Origin of the sequence: Mesorhizobium sp. B2-5-3 (assembly GCF_006441005.1) — a bacterium.
Taxonomy (GTDB): Bacteria; Pseudomonadota; Alphaproteobacteria; order Rhizobiales; family Rhizobiaceae; genus Mesorhizobium.
The window spans coordinates 80,050-97,076 of the sequence record NZ_VFUS01000014.1; the positions used below are offsets into that span (position 1 = coordinate 80,050).

At 63.9% G+C, this 17,027-nt stretch carries 15 protein-coding genes; 11 read left to right on the forward strand and 4 right to left on the reverse strand.

Annotated features, from left to right (window positions below; translation table 11 throughout):
- Nucleotides 1–29: 29 nt before the first annotated feature.
- From rplI to rpsF, 3 genes are all read right to left on the reverse strand, one after another.
- On the reverse strand, nt 30–614 hold the full coding sequence (rplI, locus tag FJ867_RS25255) for a 50S ribosomal protein L9 (RefSeq protein ID WP_140494465.1): 585 nt from the start codon (nt 612–614) through the stop codon (nt 30–32).
- A 214-nt stretch (nt 615–828) separates the two neighbouring features.
- Nucleotides 829–1,077 (reverse strand): 30S ribosomal protein S18, encoded by a 249-nt coding sequence (gene rpsR, locus FJ867_RS25260; RefSeq protein ID WP_006203718.1) that lies wholly within the window; start codon nt 1,075–1,077, stop codon nt 829–831.
- Nucleotides 1,077–1,571, reverse strand: a complete 495-nt coding sequence (gene rpsF, locus FJ867_RS25265) for a 30S ribosomal protein S6 (RefSeq protein WP_140494463.1) — start codon at nt 1,569–1,571, stop codon at nt 1,077–1,079. Before rpsF ends, rpsR begins: the two co-directional genes overlap by 1 nt.
- Nucleotides 1,572–2,020: 449 nt before the next feature.
- On the opposite strand from rpsF, the gene FJ867_RS25270 reads away from it, so the two are divergent.
- On the forward strand, nt 2,021–3,730 hold the full coding sequence (locus FJ867_RS25270; RefSeq protein ID WP_140624555.1) for a pilus assembly protein: 1,710 nt from the start codon (nt 2,021–2,023) through the stop codon (nt 3,728–3,730).
- Nucleotides 3,731–3,775: 45 nt separating this feature from the next.
- On the opposite strand, the gene FJ867_RS25275 is transcribed toward FJ867_RS25270, so the two are convergent.
- Nucleotides 3,776–5,704: an LTA synthase family protein gene (locus FJ867_RS25275; protein ID WP_224646406.1), complete on the reverse strand. Its 1,929-nt coding sequence runs from the start codon at nt 5,702–5,704 to the stop codon at nt 3,776–3,778.
- A gap of 276 nt (nt 5,705–5,980) precedes the next feature.
- On the opposite strand from FJ867_RS25275, the gene fabD reads away from it, so the two are divergent.
- From fabD to FJ867_RS25325, 10 genes are all read left to right on the forward strand, one after another.
- Nucleotides 5,981–6,922, forward strand: a complete 942-nt coding sequence (gene fabD / locus FJ867_RS25280) for an ACP S-malonyltransferase (protein ID WP_140517846.1) — start codon at nt 5,981–5,983, stop codon at nt 6,920–6,922.
- 132 nt (nt 6,923–7,054) lie between these two features.
- Nucleotides 7,055–7,792: a 3-oxoacyl-[acyl-carrier-protein] reductase gene (fabG, locus tag FJ867_RS25285; protein ID WP_140494457.1), complete on the forward strand. Its 738-nt coding sequence runs from the start codon at nt 7,055–7,057 to the stop codon at nt 7,790–7,792.
- Nucleotides 7,793–8,061: 269 nt separating this feature from the next.
- Complete coding sequence (locus FJ867_RS25290; RefSeq protein ID WP_006203723.1) at nt 8,062–8,298, forward strand: acyl carrier protein; 237 nt, start codon at nt 8,062–8,064, stop codon at nt 8,296–8,298.
- 34 nt (nt 8,299–8,332) lie between these two features.
- Complete coding sequence (gene fabF, locus FJ867_RS25295) at nt 8,333–9,595, forward strand: beta-ketoacyl-ACP synthase II (RefSeq protein WP_140494455.1); 1,263 nt, start codon at nt 8,333–8,335, stop codon at nt 9,593–9,595.
- Between the two features lie 102 nt (nt 9,596–9,697).
- Nucleotides 9,698–10,906 carry an endolytic transglycosylase MltG gene (gene mltG / locus FJ867_RS25300; RefSeq protein ID WP_140494453.1) on the forward strand — a complete coding sequence of 403 codons (1,209 nt, stop codon included), beginning with the start codon at nt 9,698–9,700 and terminating at the stop codon, nt 10,904–10,906.
- Nucleotides 10,907–11,076: 170 nt separating this feature from the next.
- Entirely contained in the window at nt 11,077–11,967 is an 891-nt protein-coding gene (locus FJ867_RS25305; RefSeq protein WP_140818880.1) for a YicC/YloC family endoribonuclease, read from the forward strand.
- A 3-nt stretch (nt 11,968–11,970) separates the two neighbouring features.
- A complete protein-coding gene (gmk, locus tag FJ867_RS25310; RefSeq protein WP_140494448.1) occupies nt 11,971–12,627 on the forward strand; it encodes a guanylate kinase in 657 nt (218 codons plus the stop codon).
- Between the two features lie 227 nt (nt 12,628–12,854).
- A complete protein-coding gene (locus FJ867_RS25315) occupies nt 12,855–14,231 on the forward strand; it encodes a c-type cytochrome (protein WP_140818882.1) in 1,377 nt (458 codons plus the stop codon).
- Nucleotides 14,228–14,731 (forward strand): (2Fe-2S)-binding protein, encoded by a 504-nt coding sequence (locus tag FJ867_RS25320; RefSeq protein ID WP_140520646.1) that lies wholly within the window; start codon nt 14,228–14,230, stop codon nt 14,729–14,731. The genes FJ867_RS25315 and FJ867_RS25320 overlap by 4 nt, the downstream gene beginning before the upstream one ends.
- Nucleotides 14,731–16,980 (forward strand): molybdopterin cofactor-binding domain-containing protein, encoded by a 2,250-nt coding sequence (locus FJ867_RS25325; protein ID WP_140818884.1) that lies wholly within the window; start codon nt 14,731–14,733, stop codon nt 16,978–16,980. Before FJ867_RS25320 ends, FJ867_RS25325 begins: the two co-directional genes overlap by 1 nt.
- Nucleotides 16,981–17,027 lie beyond the last annotated feature (47 nt).

Consider the following 17,027-nt stretch of genomic DNA (forward strand, 5'->3'; position numbering starts at 1 on the left):
GGCGCGCCGGCAGGCGCGCCGCGCCGATGTCAGGCGTTCTCTTCGCCGCCCTCGAACTCGGCGTTCGGGTCGAAGAAGTTCTCCGGCCGGGCATTGTCGTTGATGTCCTCGCCATAGATGGCCTCGGCGGTGGTCAGCGTCTCGCCCTTGGCCTGCCGCTCGGCTTCGTCGGCCGTGCGGGCGATGTTGAGCGTGATCGTGACCTCGACTTCCGGATGCAGCGCGATCGCCACATTGGTCACGCCGATGGTCTTGATCGGCTGGTTGAGCTGGATCTGGTTGCGGTTGACCGAAAAGCCCTCTGCCGTCAGCAGGTCGGCGATATCGCGCGTCGACACCGAGCCGTAGAGCTGGCCGGTCTCGCCGGCCGAGCGAACGGCGATGAAGCTCTTGCCGTCGAGCTGTTCGGCGACCTGCGAGGCTTCGGACTTCCGCTCGAGGTTGCGGGCTTCGAGCTGCGCGCGCTGGCCTTCGAACTTCTTCTTGTTGGCTTCGTTGGCGCGCAGCGCCTTGCCCTGCGGCAACAGGAAATTGCGGGCAAAGCCGTCCTTGACCTTGACGGTGTCGCCCATTTGGCCGAGGCGGGAAACGCGTTCGAGAAGAATGACTTCCATGGTTTTGTTCCTTTTGGTTAGGGCGCCAATCACGGGATCGGTGCGAAATTCTTTGGAACAGGTCAGGAAGCAAAAGGGCGTTGCCGCCGGTGTCGCTGTCCTGCCTGTCGCGGCAGTTAGAGGCTTTTGGCCTCAACTCGGGATTTGATGCGCAACCCAGCGGCGCCCGTCGCCGTGGAAGAGAAGCGGGCGGCGGAGCCGCCCGCGCCAAGGATTAGCGAACCACGTAGGGCAGCAGGCCGAGGAAGCGGGCGCGCTTGATCGCCTTGGCGAGCTCGCGCTGCTTCTTCTGGCTGACGGCGGTGATGCGCGACGGCACGATCTTGCCGCGCTCGGAAATGTAGCGCTGCAGGAGGCGCACGTCCTTGTAATCGATCTTGGGCGCGTTGGCGCCCGAGAACGGGCAGGTCTTGCGGCGGCGATGGAACGGGCGCCGGGTCGGGATCTGGTTAATGTCGACCATTATTCTGCACCCCCTTCAAAGCCTTCGCGCGGACGGCGCGGACCACGATCGCCACCAGCGTCGCCGCCGAAGCTGCGTGGCGGACGATCGCCGCGATCACGGTCGCCGAACGAGCGCGGACCACGGTCGCCGCGGTCGCGGTCGCCGAAGCCGCCGCGTTCCGAGCGCTCTTCGCGCTTCTGCATCATGGCGGAGGGACCTTCCTCATGCGCATCGACCTTGATGGTCAGGAAACGCAGCACGTCCTCGGACAGGCCCATCTGGCGCTCCATTTCGTTGAGCGCTGCCGGCGGGCAGTCAAGATCCATCAGCGTGTAGTATGCCTTCCGGTTCTTGTTGACCCGGTAGGTGAGGGACTTCAGTCCCCAGTTCTCGACCCGGCCGACGGACCCGCCATTGGCGGAGATGACGCCCTTGTACTGTTCGACAAGCGCATCGACCTGCTGCTGCGAGAGGTCCTGCCGGGCAAGAAACACATGTTCGTAAAGAGCCATTATGTCTTTTCGCCTTTCTTCGTTTCTCTCCCGGTTCCCGGCGGCAAAAGCCTCTGCAACTTCTCTGACCCGCCAGGAGCGGGGAAGAAAGGAGCATGACGAGACGGTCGAGAGCGGAGACACGGGAGGCGGAAGCGCTTCTGGCTTCACGCGAAGGTTTTCGAAAACCTCCGGCCCTCCGTTCAGCCCCCAGCTGGGACCGGCAGATTGGCGGCGTCTATATAGCAATCCACGTGGAAGGCAAGAGCAGGCGGCAATCCCGGATGTCGCAGGGCCGGAAAACCGGCATGTGCGGCGATAGGACTCCGTGGTTCCCGGAAACCAGGCCTTAACCACCATGACAGGTTGTATGGGGTTGCGGCCCCGGCATCAACCGCCGATTCATCATGTCTGGCGCAAAAAGCGGCATCCCGCTGTCAGCAACGGGCTAGGCATTTCCGGGGGTAAGGATGCTTCTCAAGAAATTCTGGCGCTCGAAAAGCGGCAACTTCGCGCTTTTGCTCGGGATCGGCTTGCCGGCCATCCTGTCGGCGGTGGCCTTCGCAGCCGATGTCTCCACCATCATGCGGGCCAAGAGCAACCTGCAGAATGCGCTCGACGCGGCAAATCTCGCCTCCTCGCATCTCGGCGATCTGGACATCACCCGCACCGACGCCTTCAACCGCTATTTCCAGGCCAACGTAGCCGGACATGGCGAACTCACAAATGCGCGGGCCACGTTGACGGTCGACAGGGGCGTCAACTTCGTCAAGACGAAGGCCGTCGCCTCGGCTGACGTCGATTTGAACTTCGCCTTCCTGCTCGGTGAGAGCAGGCACATCGTGGTCGATGCCTCGACGGTCGAATCGAACAACCAGCTCGAAGTCGTGCTGGTTCTGGACAACACCGGCTCGATGGCCGGCGCCAAAATTGCTGCCCTCAAGACAGCGACGGACAATCTGCTCAAATATCTGGAAGCGGCGCAATCACCGACGCGCAAGGTCCGCGTGGCGCTGGTACCCTTCGTCACGGCTGTCAATGTCAACGGCGACGGGTTCGACCCGTCCTGGATCGACATGGACGGCAAGTCATCCACCAATGGAATCAATTTCCCCGTCATCAACGACAAGCGTCCCAATCATATGGCGCTGTTCAGGCAGTTGATGAAAGATCCGGCCTCTGCCGCCAAATTGACGGGGTGGAAGGACGGCAAGGGGGAGGATACGGGTTGGAAAGGCTGCGTCGAGGCGCGGCCTGGTGTCCTTAATATCGCCGATACGCCGCCTGATCCACGTTACCCTGACACTCTGTTCGTGCCTTATTTCGCGCCGGACAGTCCGGGAAAGGGGACGAGACCTTCCAGCGGCTATTCAAACGATGCCTATCACTACAACAATTCCTTTATCGACGACGCCCCTGATGAGGCCAAACTTGCTCGGAATGGCGGACTGAATATTCTCGGAATAGACCTGAGCGGCTTGCTTGGAAGTGCTGCCGGGCTTTTGCGGGGTGATCTTGAAACAGTCGCCAAATATGTGGCGCCGCAGAACACCGCCATTGCCACCGCGGTCACAAACGATCCAAACGCCTTGCAATTGACGGTGGGGCCAAACCGGTCCTGTCCCTCGCCAATCGTCCCCTTGACCGAAGACTTTACAAAACTTCGCAACGAGGCCGCCAAGATGCTTGCATGGGCGGGGTCCGGCACCAATGTTTCCGAGGGCCTGGCCTGGGGCCAGCGGGTGTTGTCGCCGGGTGCGCCATACGCCGAGGGTACGCCTTGGAAGACGCCTGGGGTGAGCAAGATCGTCATGTTGCTCACCGACGGCGAGAATGTCGTCTACGGCGCCAGCAACGAGACGACCAAGTCAGACTATACGTCCTATGGTTTTCTCGCGGGCTCAACCTATGGCGCTGCCGGTCGGCTTGGATCGGACAATCAGACCACCGCCGCGCGCAATGTCGACGGATGGACCAAAAGCGTCTGCACGCAGTTGAAGAAGCAGGGCGCCGAAATCTACACGATGGTGCTGCAATCCGATACCGCCGCCAACCGCACGCTTTACAGCGCCTGCGCCTCGGATCCCAGCGACTACTACGCCGTCAACGATCCAAACAAATTGCCGAACGTGTTCCAGCAGATCGCCAACAAATTCTCGAAATTGCAACTGACGAATTGAACGCTCGACCCCGCTGGGCGGCATCCTGGAAGGATGCCGCGAATTTCAGCTCATATGGGCGACGACCTTGTCCACCGTTTCGGGGAAGAAGTCGGGCGCCGCGTGGCGTTTGCCGAACATCATGTCGTATTGCAGCAGCCGGAAGTCGCGGATCGCCGGGTCGATCTGCTTTTGCCGCGCCCAATCGGGCGTGGCTTCTCCCGCCGGCGTCAGCAGCAGATTGCGGTCGACCACGCGGTAGCGTTCGCGCATCTCGCCCAGGAAGCCGGTATAGTAGGGGTGGGTGATGCCGGCCGTTTTCAGGATGTGATAGGGCAGGAAGGCGGGGCTGACGGCGCCCATGTCCTTGGCAGGGCCTGTGCGGTTCGACCAGATGACCAGTGGCGTCTGATGATGCTCCAGCGCCGCCTCGGCGGAAGCCTCCTTGCGCGGCGCGACATTGTCCTTCATGAACCCGGTCTCTACATAGACCGGCCCAAGCGGCGGCAGATGGTCGCCGAAGAAGGCGATGACGGTGGGGCGAGAGCGTTTCTTTGCCCATTCGATCAGGCGTTCGAGACCGCGGTCCGCGTCGGCCGAGCCCTCGGTGTAACTCAGCAGCGATTCACGCGCCCATTGGCTGATCGGCGCCTGCACGGTGTGGGTCGGGTTGTAGTAGCGGTTCGGCTCGTAAGGGCCGTGGTTCTGCAGGCTGACGGCAAAGAAGAACACCGGGGCATCGCTGGCATCGGCCTCGCTGATGATCTCGTCCGTCATCGCCGCGTCGGATGCCAGCGGCCCGCGCTTTTGCATCGGCGGCAACGTCTCTTCCGATCTGAAGTCGTCGAAGCCGAAATCGGCATAGACCGCGCCGCGGTTCCAGAACCAGTTGGTGCCCGGATGGATGGCGCGCGCCCTGTAGCCCTCCCTCTTCAGGAAGGTCGCCAGCGACGGCGTCGGCGTGCGCACATATTGCTGGTAGGGGATGCTGCCGGCCGGCAGGAAGGCGTTGGAGAAGCCGGTCAGTGCCTCGAACTCGATATTGGCGGTCATGCCGCCGAATTCGGGTGAGAACATGGAGCCCGAACGCAGCGCCCGCACGTTGGGGATCGGATCGGGCGTGATGGTGACCCCGGGCAGCTTGGTCGGATCCCAGAAGGATTCGCTCATGACGACGATGATGTCGGGCTTTTCCTGGGGCACCGAGGCGGTCACCTGCGGCCTGTCGATGGCCGCGATCGCCTTTTCCGAATAGCCTGGCGGCGCCGAGACATGCGCCATCGGCACGTTCAGCGCGAAGGCGAGCGCAAAGCCGTTGGAGGCGTAATTTTCCTTCTGGTCCCACATAATCGGGATGATCTGCAGCCGGTCCCGGGTCCAGGAGAAGGTGGCATAGTCCATGATCGAGACGAAGAAGGCGAGCAGCGGCACGGCCAGCGTCAGCCGGGCGAGACGGCCCTTGCGGCTGAGTATGGGCACTTTTCGACGCCAGACCCGCCAGCCATAGATGAGCAGCGACAGGCCGGCGACGATGCCGACAATCATGGCAAGGGCAGTCATCGGACGGTCACGCACCAGAAGCGGCAGCAGCGCCACGATCTGGCGGGAGTAGAGGAAATCGGTCGGGTAGAGGGGATCGCCGAGATAATGCGATTTCTGGTGACCGATGAAAGCCAGCGAGAGCGTCAGCGGCGCGACGATCATCAGGCTTTGATAGCTGCGGCCGAAAACGGCATCGAGGCCGACCAGAACCAGTGCGAACACCACGATCGTGGTCCAGCCCGGCTTGAGCGGCTGCAGGAAGAAGGAAACCGTGCCGGCGAAGTCGCCGCGCACGATCAATTCGATGGCGAACACCAGGACGGCCGCGATCAGCAGGCTGGTCAGCCCATAGCGTATGGTCGGCCACTTCCGTCCCGGCAGGTAGCCGGTGGAAGGATCGTCTTCCAGAAACTGTGGCGCGGCTTTGCCTGCGCCTTTCGAAATCCTAGCCACTTTAACTTCCCCACCCAGCGACAGACCCGTCACTCGATTGTCATGGAATTGTCACGCAAAGCTAGCGCCTGTGGCGGAAATAAGAAGAGCCAGCAAACGATTCGTGAGCGGTTTTCATCAGGAGTGATCGCCAAAAAGCCTTTTGGAACAGGCACTCGGCCGGCAAAGCTGCCAAGGGGCCGGGTCGAACCGGGCTTGACTTGGCAGGCCGCGTTGCGTCACAGGCAGGAAAATTCGTGTATCAGGCAAGCAGAACCGAGCTTTGGGAGCCCACACATGGCCGTTGCATTCACCTTTCCGGGACAAGGCAGCCAGGCTGTCGGCATGGGCAAGGACCTCGCCGATGCCTTCCCCGAGGCGCGTAGGGTTTTTAGCGAAGTCGACGACGCGCTCGGCGAAAACCTGTCGAAGCTGATCTGGGAAGGGCCGGAAGAGACGCTGACGCTCACCGCCAACGCGCAGCCGGCGCTGATGGCCGTATCGCTGGCCGCGATCAGGGCCTTGGAAGCGCGCGGCTTCTCGCTGAAGGACAAGATTACCTACGTCGCTGGCCATTCGCTGGGCGAATATTCGGCGCTTGCCGCCGCCGGCTTCGTCTCGGTTGCCGATGCCGCCAGGCTGCTGCGCATCCGCGGCAATGCCATGCAAGCGGCGGTGCCCGCCGGCGAAGGCGCCATGGCGGCGATCATCGGACTGGAGCAGGCCGATGTCGAAGCCGCCTGCGCCGAGGCTGCCAAAGGATCGGTCTGCCAGATCGCCAACGACAATGGCGGTGGCCAGCTGGTGATTTCCGGCGCCAAGGCAGCGGTCGAACTGGCTGCCAAACTGTGCACGGAAAAAGGCGCCAAGCGAGCGCTGATGCTGCAGGTCTCCGCGCCCTTCCATTCGGCGCTGATGGCGCCCGCCGCCGAGATCATGCGCGAGGCGCTGGCCGGGGTAACCAAGAACGCGCCTGTCGTGCCGCTCGTCTCCAATGTCACGGTCACTCCGACCAGCGATCCCGAAATCATTGCGCGCCGTCTGTTCGAACAGGTGATCGGCCGCGTGCGCTGGCGCGAGACGGTGGAGTGGTTCGGCGCGAACGGCGTCACCACGCTCTATGAAGTCGGCGCGGGAAAAGTGCTTTCAGGGCTGGCCCGGCGCATCAACCGCGAAATCGCCACGGCATCGGTCGGTTCCGCGGCCGAGGTCGAAACCGCACTGGCGGCGCTCGGGTGAGGCGCCGCGTGTGAATTTGATGGCGCGGCTTGTATCGCTGAAGATATTCCGTTGGTGATGGCAATCGGATACCCGCGAGACGTATACAGATAAGGTTGCTCGCTGAGCTTCCGAAACCAAAGAGGAAAACACATGTTCGAACTGACCGGCCGCAAGGCACTTGTCACCGGCGCGTCGGGAGGCATCGGCGAGGCGATCGCCAGGGTGCTGCATGCGCAAGGCGCCATCGTCGGCCTGCACGGCACGCGCGTCGAGAGACTGGAGGCGCTGGCCGCCGACCTGGGCGACCGGGTGAAGCTGTTTCCGGCCGACCTGTCGAACCGCGATGAGGTCAAGGCGCTCGGCCAGAAAGCGGAGGCCGATCTCGAGGGCGTCGACATCCTGGTCAACAATGCCGGCATCACCAAGGACGGGCTGTTCGTGCGGATGTCGGACGCCGACTGGGACAGCGTGCTCGAAGTCAATCTGACGGCCGTGTTCAGGCTGACGCGTGAGCTGACCCATCCGATGATGCGCCGTCGCCACGGCCGCATCATCAACATTACCTCGGTGGTCGGCGTCACCGGCAATCCCGGCCAGACCAACTACTGCGCCTCCAAGGCCGGCATGATCGGCTTTTCCAAATCGCTGGCGCAGGAGATCGCCACCCGCAGCATAACCGTCAACTGTGTCGCCCCGGGCTTCATCGAATCGGCGATGACCGACAAGCTCAACGACAAGCAGAAGGAGGCGATCATGGCCGCTATCCCGACGCGCCGCATGGGCACCAGCGCCGAAGTGGCGTCCGCCGTCGCTTATCTTGCCTCCAACGAGGCCGGCTACGTCACCGGCCAAACCATCCATGTGAACGGCGGCATGGCGATGATCTGATCGGGTCGGCCAAAGCATGCATTTCGGGCCGGGCCCGGGCATTCGCGGTGGCTTTGAGACGGCGACAGGCAACGCCTGGGCGGGCTGTGAAAAGCGACCATTTCGGCTTGGACGCCCACGATTTTTCGTGTAATGCGGCCCGCAACCCGGCGGTTCGGGCAAAAACCGGTCTGCGGCCATTGCGTTTCCGGCGGGACCATCTTTCAGCTTGATTAGCGGCATTCCGCCCGCTAACGAAGACAGACAACCAAAAGACGAGGATGCCCCAAATGAGTGACACCGCAGAGCGCGTCAAGAAGATTGTCATCGAGCACCTGGGCGTCGATGCCGACAAGGTGACGGAGCAGGCGAGCTTCATCGATGATCTGGGCGCCGACAGTCTCGACACGGTCGAACTCGTCATGGCGTTTGAAGAAGAATTCGGCGTCGAGATCCCCGATGACGCGGCTGAAACCATCCTGACGGTGGGCGATGCCGTGAAGTACATCGACAAGGCTTCGGCCTGACGCTTTCCGCAGTCATCACCGGGGAGGACCTGCGATGAGGCGTGTCGTCGTCACGGGCCTTGGGTTGCTGTCGCCGTTCGGCATGGGCTTCGAGCACAGCTGGAAGGAACTTCTGACCGGCCGCAGCGCCGCCAAGCGCATCACCGAGTTCGAGGTGGAGGATCTTGCCTGCAAGATCGCCCATGTCGTTCCGCGTGGTGACGGCAGCAACGCCACCTTCAATCCCGAGGCGGTGCTCGAGCCGAAGGAACTGCGCAAGATCGGCGACTTCATCCTGTACGGGATCGCAGCCGCCGACGAGGCGCTGAAGGATTCCGGCTGGCAGCCGAAGACCCATGCCGAGCAGTGCGCCACCGGTGTCCTGATCGGTTCGGGCATTGGCGGCATCGAAGGCATCGCCGAGAACGCGATGATCCTGAAGGAGCGCGGCCCGCGCCGCATCAGCCCCTTCTTCATCCCCGGCCAGATCATCAATCTCGTCTCCGGCCAGGTTTCGATCCGGCATGGGCTGAAAGGTCCCAACCATGCCGTCGTCACCGCTTGCTCGACCGGCGCGCATGCAATCGGCGATGCTGCCCGGCTGATCATCTGGGGCGATGCCGACGTCATGGTCGCCGGCGGCGCCGAAGCGCCGGTGACGCGACTGTCGATCGCTGGCTTCGCTGCCTGCCGTGCGCTCTCGACCGAGCGCAACGACGCGCCGCAAACGGCTTCGCGGCCCTATGACCGCGATCGCGACGGCTTCGTCATGGGCGAGGGCGCCGGCGTCGTCGTGCTTGAGGAACTCGAGCATGCCAAGGCGCGCGGCGCGAAGATCTATGCGGAAGTGACCGGCTACGGCCTGACCGGCGACGCCTATCACATCACCGCACCGGCTGAAGATGGCGACGGCGCATTCCGTTGCATGACGGCGGCGTTGAACCGGGCAAAGCTGACGCCCGCCGATGTCGATTACATCAACGCGCACGGCACTTCGACCATGGCCGACACGATCGAGCTCGGCGCTGTCGAGCGGCTGGTCGGCAATGCCGCATCGAAGATTTCGATGTCGTCGACCAAGTCGTCGATCGGCCATCTCCTCGGCGCGGCAGGGGCTGCCGAAGCGATCTTTTCGATCCTCGCCATCCGCGACAACATCGCGCCGGCGACCATCAACCTTGACAATCCGGAGCGTGAGACCGCGATCGACCTGGTGCCGAACAAGCCGCGTGCCCGCCAGATCGACGTGGCGTTGTCCAATTCCTTCGGCTTCGGCGGCACCAACGCTTCACTGGTCTTCCAGCGCTACAATGGCTGACCGTCCGCCTGCCGGACGGCGCTTCGGCGTGTCGTCAATTTTGCCATATTCGCCCCTACTCTGCCGCAGGGGATTCGTTGAGAGATCAAACGGTAGGGCGAAATGAACACAAATCCGGCCGGCAACGGAGAGTTCGGGCAAGGGCAGGCGACATCGGGGCCGATCGTACCGAAGACAGCCGCCGAAGCCTTGCGGCCGGAGGCCGGCACGCCGCCGCCGAAGCGCTCGCGTGCTTCGCGCAGTCAGGTCGTCGTGTTCATGAACTTCGTCATCTCCTTGGTGATGCTGATGGTTCTGGCGGCGGGTATCGCGCTTTACTTCGGCAAGCAGGAATTCACCGAGCCCGGCCCATCGGCCAATGGCGACACCTTCCTGGTCAAGCCGAACACCGGCGTCCAGGATATCGCCGACCAGCTCGAGCGGCGCGGCCTGATCAGCGACGCCCGCATATTCCGTCTTGGCGTTAGGGCCTTCGGCAATGATTCGGCGCTGAAGGCCGGCGAATACGAGATCAAGCCCCGGGCGTCCATGCGCGACATCATGGAATTGCTGAAGAGCGGCAAGTCGGTCATGTACTCGCTGACCATTCCCGAAGGGCTGACAGTCGAGCAGGCGCTGGCGCGCATCGCAGGCGAGCCCGCCTTGAGCGGCGACATGCCGGCCACCGTGCCTCCAGAGGGCAGTCTCGCCACCGATACGCTGCGCTTCACGCGCGGCGCCACGCGCCAGCAGATGATCGACAAGCTGCTGGCCGACCAGAAGAAGCTGGTCGAGGAGGTCTGGCAGCGGCGCGCCGCCGACCTGCCGCTCGCCAGCATTGACGAGTTCGTCACGCTGGCCTCGATAGTCGAGAAGGAAACAGGCAAGGGCGATGAGCGCTCGCGCGTCGCCGCGGTCTTCCTGAACCGGCTGGCCAAGGGCATGCGCCTGCAATCCGATCCGACCATCATCTACGGTCTGTTCGGCGGCAAGGGCAAACCCGCCGACCGGCCGATCTATCAGTCGGACATCCAGAAGCCGACGCCCTACAACACCTATGTGATCAACGGCCTGCCGCCGACGCCTATCGCCAATCCCGGCCGCGCGGCGCTGGAGGCGGTAGCCAATCCATCAAAGACCGACGACCTCTATTTCGTTGCCGACGGCACTGGCGGACACGTCTTCGCCGCCACGCTTAACGAGCACAATGAGAACGTTGCGCGCTATCGAGCCCAGCAGAAGAAGCAAGTCGACGACGCGGCCAAGGCTGATGCCAAGGTGGAGGGGCAGACCGACGCGCCCATTGACGGCGACGCGGGGGCGGCCCAGTAGCGGCGCACGGTTTTTCCAGCTCGTCCACGCTGTCGGTTGAAAGCAGGAGCGTTTGGATTTATCGGGGCGCCTCGTAAGCCGATTGGCAGGCGGGCATTTCGGCTTTCTGAAGGTGCGCGAGGCCGGATCAAGCAGTATCCGTAGTACGCGCCAGGGGGTATGCAGGCACCATGAATTTGCAGAGCATGACCGGGTTTGCGCGTGCTGTCGCCGAGCATGACGGCACCTCGATTGCCTGGGAGGTCAAATCCGTCAACGGCAAGAGCGTCGAGGTGCGGCTGCGGCTGCCGCAGGGCTTCGAGCGGCTGGAGCCGGCCATCAGGCAGACGCTTCAGAAACGTTTCGCGCGCGGCAATTTTCAGGCGACGCTGACCATCACGCGCGCCGCCGGAATGCAGTCCCAGCCCGTTGTCAACGAGGCCTTCCTCAAGGACCTGGCCGGGCTCGCCAAGCGGATCGAGGAACAATTTGGTGTTGCTCCTGCGACCGTCGACGGATTGTTGTCGCTGCGCGGCGTGCTCGATATTCCCGAGACCACCGAAACCGAGGATGTGCGCACGGCGCTCGACAACGCCGTCATGGCGGCCCTCGATGTGGCGCTGGAGGGGCTGGAGCGGTCCCGCGAGGGTGAGGGCGCGGCACTTCGCACGCTTCTGCTGGGCCACATCGACGCCATCGAGGCGCTGACGCTGGGCGCTGAAGCGGATCCGTCGCGCGAACCGGCGGCCATCCGCGAGCGCCTCGCCGAACAGGTGCGGCTCTTGATGGATGCTTCGGCCAACCTCGATGTCGGCCGCTTGCACCAGGAAGCCGCCTTCCTCGCCACCAAGGCCGATATTCGCGAGGAGATCGACCGCTTGAAGACGCATATGACGTCCGGTCGTGCATTGCTTTCCGGCGGCGGCGCCATCGGACGCAAGCTCGATTTTCTAGCACAGGAATTTAACCGCGAATCGAATACGCTGTGCTCAAAGTCGAACGCTGCCGCGGTCACCGCCATTGGACTGGAACTGAAGGCCGTGGTCGATCAGTTCCGTGAACAGGTCCAGAATCTGGAGTAGCCGATGGTCGCCAGGGATTTAGGGTCCCGCATTCGCCGCCGGGGCCTGATGCTCGTGCTGTCGTCGCCGTCGGGCGCCGGCAAGTCGACGATTGCGCGCAACCTTCTGGAGAGCGATTCCAGCCTCGAACTGTCGGTCTCCGTCACCACCAGGCCGCGCCGCGGCTCGGAGATCGAAGGCGTTCACTATCATTTCCGCACCATGCGCGAGTTCGAGCGGCTGCGCGATTCGGACGCCCTGCTCGAATGGGCGGAGGTGCATGGCAATTGCTACGCGACACCGCGCGAACCGGCGGAACTTGCGCTCGCTCAAGGGCGCGACATGCTGTTCGACATCGATTGGCAAGGCGCCCAGCAGCTCAAGGAGAAGATGCGCGCCGACATCGTCTCGATCTTCATCCTGCCGCCGTCGATGAAGGAGTTGAAGGCAAGGCTGAAGCGCCGCGCCGAGGATCAGGAAGCGGTGATCGAGACGCGGCTGAAGAACGCGCGCAACGAGATCGAGCACTGGAAGGAGTATGATTTCGTCATCGTCAACGATGATCTCGATCGCGCCTTCGCCGAAGTGCGTGGCATCGTTGTCGCCGAGCGGTTGCGGCGCGATCGTCGGCCCGGCTTGTTCGACTTCGTCTCGGGACTTTTGGACGAGAAGACGAGCTAGCCTTTCCTTTGCCCACGAAGATGGGCCGGCGGACAAGCCGAAGGCCGGCAGCACCAAACGATGTGCCCGGGCAGGTCGCGCCTGCAAGATGCGCTTTTCGGCGCCATAAATCAGACAATTGACGAAGAGGGCAGCGCCCCTAGTTTCTCCCGCACGAACGCATCCGCGGCGCCGGTAACGGCCGGGGCGGCAGCGTTTCAGCGTACCGCCATGAGGGAGAGCAGATCTTGAAACGCTTCTGGCTGGGCGTTCTTGCCATCGTCATTGTCTGCGGCGCCGGATTTTTCGCCTATGCCTGGAAGCCGGCGATCGATCCTGTCGAGCCGCCGCAACGATCGTCGTTCGACCCGGCGTTGATCGAGAAAGGCGCTGTACTGGCCTCCGTCGGCAATTGCACCTCCTGCCACACCAGGCCCGGTGAAAAGTCCTATGCCGGCGGGCTCGCCGTGCCGACGCCGTTCGGCACCATCTATTCGACCAACATCACGCCAGATCCGCAGACCGGTATCGGCCGCTGGCCGCAGGCAGCCTTCGAGCGCGCCATGCGCGAAGGCGTCGACCGCGAGGGCAGGCATCTCTACCCGGCCTTCCCGTTCGATCATTTCACGCGTGTCTCCGATGAGGACAACCGCGCGCTCTACGCCTATCTGATGACGCGCCAGCCGGTGAACAACCGGCCGCCTCCGAACGAGCTGCCTTTCCCGCTCGATATGCGCCTCGTGCTGGCCGGCTGGAAGCTGCTGTTCTTCGACAGGGGCGCCTATCAAAACGATGCGTCGCAAAGCACGCAGTGGAACCGCGGCGCCTATCTGGTCGATGGGCTCGGTCATTGCGGCGCCTGCCACACGCCGCGCAATCGGTTCGGCGCGGAAGAGAAGGGGTCGCACATGGCCGGCGGCGAGGCCGAAGGCTGGACGGCCTTTGCGCTCGACGGCACTTCACCGGCGCCGATACCGTGGACGCATGACAGCCTGTTTGCCTATCTCAGGCAAGGCTGGCATGCCGACCACGGCGTCGCCAATGGCCCGATGGGCGAAGTGACGGGCAATCTCGGCCGGCTTCCCGATGCCGACATCGACGCCATGGCCACTTACGTCATGTCGCTCATGGGCGAACCATCCGCCGAACGGACGGCCGCCGCGCAGGCCATCCGCGGCCGCGCCGCGGCCGACCCGGCGTCGACCGCCGGCGTGGCGCCGACATCCGCCGATACGCCGGCGGCGCGTGGAGCCGTCATCTACCAGGCGGCATGCGCCACCTGCCACGACGGCAGCCGTCCGCCGCCTTTCGGCGGTATCAATTTCCATCTGTCGAGCGCGGTCAACGCGCCAGATCCGCAGAACGTTATCAACACGGTGCTGTTTGGCCTGCCGGCGGCGAGTGGGCGCCCGAGCGCCATCATGCCGGGATTCGCAGCGACGCTGAAGGACGACCAGGTGAATAACCTGCTGGCCTATCTGCGCGATGCCTTTGCCGGCAAGCCGGCCTGGCAGGATGCGGCCGCCAGGATCGCCGACACCAGGAGCGGAAAATACCAAGTCAGCGTCCGGCCCTCGGACGGCATCGAGCGCGGCCCGGACAATGTAGGAGCGAAGGACAGATGATCAATCTCAACGTCAACGGCATCTCCCACCACGTCGACGTCGATCCCGCGACGCCGCTGCTTTACGTGCTGCGCAACGATTTGAAGCTGAACGGCGCCAAGTTCGGCTGCGGCCTTGGCCAATGCGGCGCCTGCACGGTGATGGTGGACGGCAAGCCCGTCTTCTCCTGCCTGACGCCGGCGATGCTGGTGGAGGGCCGCGAGGTCAAGACCGTCGAGGGCTTGGGCACGATCGAGAACCCGGGTCCGATGCAGAAAGCGTTCATCGAGGAGCAGGCGGCGCAATGCGGCTATTGCATCGCCGGCATGATGATGCGGGCGCAGGCGCTGCTCGAGGCCAAACCCGATGCCGGTGACGCCGATATCAGGCAGGCGCTGGAACCTAACCTCTGCCGCTGTGGCACGCATATGCGCATCCTGCGGGCAGTGAGCCGCGCGCGCGACCTGATGAAATCGAAATCGGCCGGCTTGGCGCCGGCCGCGGCCGCGGGGAGGGCATGATGAACGCGCCAACCTTTCCCGACCTGACACGACGCGGCTTTCTCGCCGGGACCGGCGCGCTGGTCGTGTCCTTCACCATTCCCGTGCAGGCTCAGGAGGCCGCGCCCACGGCGCAGACGCCCGCGACGCCAGCGCCGGCCAAGAAACTGCCGGGCAGCCTTGCCGATACGCCCTCGCTCGACGCCTGGATCAGGTTGGATGCCGACGGTTCGATCACCGTCTTCACCGGCAAGGCCGAACTCGGTCAAGGCACCAGGACGTCGCTGCGCCAGATCGCCGCCGAAGAACTGGAGGTCGAGCCGGCTTCCATCAAGCTCATCACCGCCGACACCGCGCTGACTCCTAACGAAGGCTATACCGCCGGCAGCCAGACGATCCAGAACAGCGGCACCGCCATACGCTACGCCTCGGCACAGGTGCGCCAGATCCTTATCGCTAAGGCCAGCGAAAAGCTCGGCGTTCCGGCCGACCAGCTCAAGGCGGCAAGCGGCAGGATCACCGGGTCGGACGGGAAGTCCGTGGGCTATGGCGAACTCGTGGTGGCGGATTTGCTGCATGCGGACGCATCGGCCGACACGGCGCTGAAATCGCCGGACAGCTATCACGCGATCGGCAAGCCGTTCGCCCGCGTCGATATTCCGGCAAAGGTGACGGGCGGCGAGGCCTATGTGCAGGACATGCGGCTTCCCGGCATGGTGCATGCCCGCGTCGTTCGCCCACCAAGCTATTTGGCCAAGCTCGTCAGCGTCGACGAGGCCGCTATCAAGACGATGCCGGGCGTGGTGGCGGTGATCCGCGACGGCGACTTCCTGGCCGTGGTGGCCAGGCAGGAATTCCAGGCGGTCCAGGCCATGCGCGCCATGGCCGCCAAGGCGAAGTGGCAGGAGCAGCCGGCCTTGCCGGACCAGGACAATATCCCCGCCTTCCTCGAACGCTCGGTCGCCGAGGTCGGCACCGTGACTTCGGTCGGCGCGGACACGGCAGCCGGCGCAAAGACGCTGCAGGCGCAGTTCACCCGCGCCTACCAGATGCATGGGTCGATCGGCCCCTCCGCTGCCGTTGCCCTGTCGGACAAGGGTCTCATCACGGTGTGGACGCACACTCAAGGCGTTTATCCAGACCGCAAGGCGATCGCCGAGATGCTCGGCGTCGGACCGGAAAAGGTGCGCTGCATCCACACCGAGGGATCAGGCTGCTACGGCCACAATGGCGCCGACGACGCGGCGGCCGACGCCGCGCTGATCGCGCAGGCGCTGCCCGGCACGCCGGTGCGCGTGCAGTGGATGCGCGATCAGGAGCATTTGTGGGAGCCCTATGGCCCTGGCATGCTGACGCGCGCCAGCGCAACGCTCGACGCCGGCGGCAAGATCGTCAACTGGCAATATGATCTGTGGAGCAACAGTCACGGCACGCGGCCGGGAACGGCAGGTTCGCTGATCGCCGGCCGGCTGGTGGCGAAGCATTTCCCGCCCGATCCGGCCAAGCTGCAGATCTCGCCGCTCGGCAATGGCGACCGCAACGCCATCCCGCTATACGATGTGCCGAACCAGCGGGTGAACTGGCATTTCGTCGCCGACATGCCGGTGCGCGTCTCGTCGCTGCGCGGTCTCGGCGCCTACTGCAACGTCTTCTCGATCGAAAGCTTCATGGACGAGCTGGCCCTCGCGGCCGGCGCCGACCCCGTGGAATACCGGCTGAGGCACATGAAGGACCCGCGCGCCAGGAAGGTGATCGAGGTTGCGGCTCAAAAATTCGGCTGGAGCAATGATCCTATGCCGGAGGGCCGCGGTCGGGGGTTCGCCTTCGCCAAGTACAAGAACCACGCCGCCTATCTCGCGGTCGCGCTTGAAGCGGAGGTCGATCGCGACAGCGGTGCCATCGCCATCTCGCATGTGGTCTCGGCGGTCGACTGCGGCGAAGCGGTGGCGCCGGATTCGATTGTCAACCAGACCGAAGGCGGAATCCTGCAGTCAATGAGCTGGACGCTCTACGAGGCCGTCCATTTCGACGACACCCACATCCTGAGCGCGGATTGGTCGGCCTATCCGATCCTGCGCTTCAGCGCCGTTCCCGACAGCGTGGAAGTGCATGTCGTCGACAATCCCGGCACGCCCTATCTCGGCGTCGCGGAAGCAGCGCAGGGCCCGACCGCCGGCGCGATCGCCAACGCCTTCCGCCATGCGGCGGGAAAACGCATTTATGACCTGCCCTACACGCGCGAGCGCGTTAAAGCGGTGTTGGGCGTGTAGTTCGAAGCATGCGCTCGACAAGGATCAGATTGCTCCGCGCTTCGACG

What these genes read in the sequence shown, in the direction of transcription:
- gmk (WP_140494448.1), top strand. Translation starts at nt 11,971, where the DNA reads ATGGTCGCCAGGGATTTAGGGTCCCGCATTCGCCGCCGGGGCCTGATG.
- fabD (WP_140517846.1), top strand. Translation starts at nt 5,981, where the DNA reads ATGGCCGTTGCATTCACCTTTCCGGGACAAGGCAGCCAGGCTGTCGGC.
- mltG (WP_140494453.1), top strand. Translation starts at nt 9,698, where the DNA reads ATGAACACAAATCCGGCCGGCAACGGAGAGTTCGGGCAAGGGCAGGCG.
- rpsR (WP_006203718.1), bottom strand. Translation starts at nt 1,077, where the DNA reads ATGGTCGACATTAACCAGATCCCGACCCGGCGCCCGTTCCATCGCCGC.
- FJ867_RS25270 (WP_140624555.1), top strand. Translation starts at nt 2,021, where the DNA reads ATGCTTCTCAAGAAATTCTGGCGCTCGAAAAGCGGCAACTTCGCGCTT.
- FJ867_RS25325 (WP_140818884.1), top strand. Translation starts at nt 14,731, where the DNA reads ATGAACGCGCCAACCTTTCCCGACCTGACACGACGCGGCTTTCTCGCC.
- rplI (WP_140494465.1), bottom strand. Translation starts at nt 614, where the DNA reads ATGGAAGTCATTCTTCTCGAACGCGTTTCCCGCCTCGGCCAAATGGGC.
- fabG (WP_140494457.1), top strand. Translation starts at nt 7,055, where the DNA reads ATGTTCGAACTGACCGGCCGCAAGGCACTTGTCACCGGCGCGTCGGGA.
- FJ867_RS25290 (WP_006203723.1), top strand. Translation starts at nt 8,062, where the DNA reads ATGAGTGACACCGCAGAGCGCGTCAAGAAGATTGTCATCGAGCACCTG.
- rpsF (WP_140494463.1), bottom strand. Translation starts at nt 1,571, where the DNA reads ATGGCTCTTTACGAACATGTGTTTCTTGCCCGGCAGGACCTCTCGCAG.
- fabF (WP_140494455.1), top strand. Translation starts at nt 8,333, where the DNA reads ATGAGGCGTGTCGTCGTCACGGGCCTTGGGTTGCTGTCGCCGTTCGGC.
- FJ867_RS25305 (WP_140818880.1), top strand. Translation starts at nt 11,077, where the DNA reads ATGAATTTGCAGAGCATGACCGGGTTTGCGCGTGCTGTCGCCGAGCAT.
- FJ867_RS25320 (WP_140520646.1), top strand. Translation starts at nt 14,228, where the DNA reads ATGATCAATCTCAACGTCAACGGCATCTCCCACCACGTCGACGTCGAT.